Below are 2,432 nucleotides of genomic sequence, written 5' to 3' on the forward strand. Positions count from 1 at the left end.
CCAGCTGAGCATGGCACGCGAATTCTCCTTGCCTGTCATCGTGCACTGCGTGCGCGCCAATGACGAAGTCGCCAAGCGTATCAAGCAGGCACGACTCACCCGTGGCGGCATCATCCACGCCTTCGCGGGCAGTCAGGTGCAGGCGGAGCGCTTTCTCGAGCTTGGCTTCGTGCTGGGGCTGGGCGGCAGCGTGACCTACCCGCGTGCCAACAAGCTGCGCGGAGTGGTGGCGTCACTGCCTGACGATGGCTTCGTGCTGGAAACCGATAGCCCCGACATGCCGCTGTGCGGGTTTCAGGGCCAGCGCAATGAGCCATCGCGAGTGGCGAAGGTCGCGGACGTGGTGGCGGAACTCCGCTCGAGTAGTCGCCACGATATCGCGTTATCCACCACGACGAATGTGCAGCGTATTCTTCAACTGAACGTCTGATCTAGACTGACCTCAAAGGCCAGGCGACAGCCTGCCGACCCGGTTCAGGAGGTCGCCTCATCATCGGTAAATCAATGTCAGATTCTTCAGCATCGCGTTCCTCCTCTCGTGTGCCGGCACACGAGTCTTCTGCTGTCTTCGCGCACGCCTCCTTGCCTGCTGGCCCCCGCTATAGGATGTACCTGCTGCCGCTGCTGTTGCTGGCGGCATTGCTGGCCACCGCCTGGTTGACGGCCAGCCAGATCACGCAATCCCGCGAGGCGGATCGTGAGTCCGACAGGCAGCGGCTGGCCTTGTGGGTCCAGAGTGAACAGCGCCTGCTCGCGGGACAGTTGCAGGAAAACGGCTACTGGGAAGAAGCCGTGACCAGGTTTCTGCGCGAGCCCGAGCTCGACACGACCTGGCTCGAGTACATGTATGGCCCCGAGTTCGCCATCAATACCGGCATACATCTGATCTCTGCCGTGCGTGGCGATGGGCAGGTGGCCGCTTGGGTGCAGCACAACGCCGGGTCGCCGGGGGCCGACTGGCTGGGCAAGCAGCCGGTGAGCTGGCGACGTGCGCTCGCCCCCGTCATGCAGGCTGCCCGCCAGTCACCGACACAACCCCAGCTGGCCTGGTTGATCGTCGATAACCAGCCATGGCTGATCGGCATGCAGGGGCTCTACGAGGATGAGGAGGCCTTGCCAGCGCAGGAAGAGCAGGGGCTGTTGATTCTGGGCATGCCGCTCACGACAGGCCTGCTGGACGAGCAGGCGGCCGTGCTGGGCTTGAAGGGTCTGCAGGTCGTCAGCAACGCCATGCCACAGCCCATCGCGACGCAGCAGGTCTGCGTGGCCTTGCCCGCATCCAGCCGTGCCGATCGCTACAACCATGCCAAGGCCTGCTGGCAGGATGAAAATCGCGTCGCTCAGTTGCTGCAGGAGATGGGCACTCCGCTGGCGGTGCTGCTGTTGATCATTTTGCTGGCGGGCATGGGCACCATCGGCATGTTGGTGCGCGACAGTCGATACCGCAGGGCGAGTCGGGCCTATGGCGCCTACCTCGAGCATCAATACCAGCGCCACAGCATTCTCAACCAGCAGTTACTGAGCGCCCCCTATGAAACCCACACGCCGCAGAATGCGCGGGCGTCTCTCACCCGGTACCTGCAGCGCGTGCGCGAGATGCTGGGGGCAGAGATCATCATCTATCGGCGTGAGGTGGGAAATCCCAACGCCGGCTACCTGATTCTGCAGAGTCACGATGAGCGTGAGTGGTTGAGTGAGGCATCGTTGCGGCGTGATCCTCTCTGGCGCCTGCCGGTGGGGCGCGTGTGCGTATCAGCCGGCGATCGCTCGCGACGCGATAGCGATGGGCGCGTCGACAAAAGTGTCGATGAGCAGGAAGATCGCGCGCTGCTGCTGTGTCAGCGACTGGGCGCCAGCCAGCTGATGGGCTATTCGGTCTCGCCGCATCCCGGACGCAGCGAATTGCTGCTGGTGGCCAGTCGCGGCCATCGACTTAACGCCACCGAGATGATGCCGTTGCTGGACATGACTCTCGATACGCTGGTGGTACGAGGACTGGAGCAGGAACGCGTGCTGCTCCAGCACCAGTTGCTCGAGGAGCGCGAGACGGATCTCGATACCGGTCTGCTCAGCCGTGAAGGCATACTGCGTCTGATCAAGGTGCGGATTGACCAGCTGGGCGAGGTCGCGCCGATGGAGGGCTTCGTGCTGATGGCGCTGCGGATCGGCGGCTTGCAGGTGCTCTATGATCATGCCGGCGCCGAGCCGGGCAATCACCAGCTGGAGCAGGTCCAGAAGCGCATCGCTCCCTTGCTGGGCAATTCCGGCGATGTGGCGCGCCTCGAGACCGACAGGTTGCTGATCATGGTCCAGCGCCGGCTGCTGGAAGCGACGCGAGGCGGTATCAGCGGCTGGCTGGACAATCTGCTGAATGCCGTGCGCGACAAGGTCACGCTCAATGATGAGGTGATCTATCTGCAGCCGAGCCTGGG

At 63.4% G+C, this 2,432-nt stretch carries 2 protein-coding genes; both read left to right on the plus strand.

What is annotated here, in order from left to right; all coding sequences use genetic code 11:
- Positions 1-430: TatD family hydrolase (locus tag AC4FAH_RS12460; protein ID WP_490246127.1), on the plus strand; the 430-nt coding region annotated here is incomplete at its 5' end.
- A 176-nt stretch (positions 431-606) separates the two neighbouring features.
- Positions 607-2,432, plus strand: a 1,826-nt coding sequence (locus AC4FAH_RS12465) for a diguanylate cyclase domain-containing protein (RefSeq protein WP_490246128.1), incomplete at its 3' end; no start/stop codon positions are given.

This window comes from Cobetia sp. (assembly GCF_983723665.1).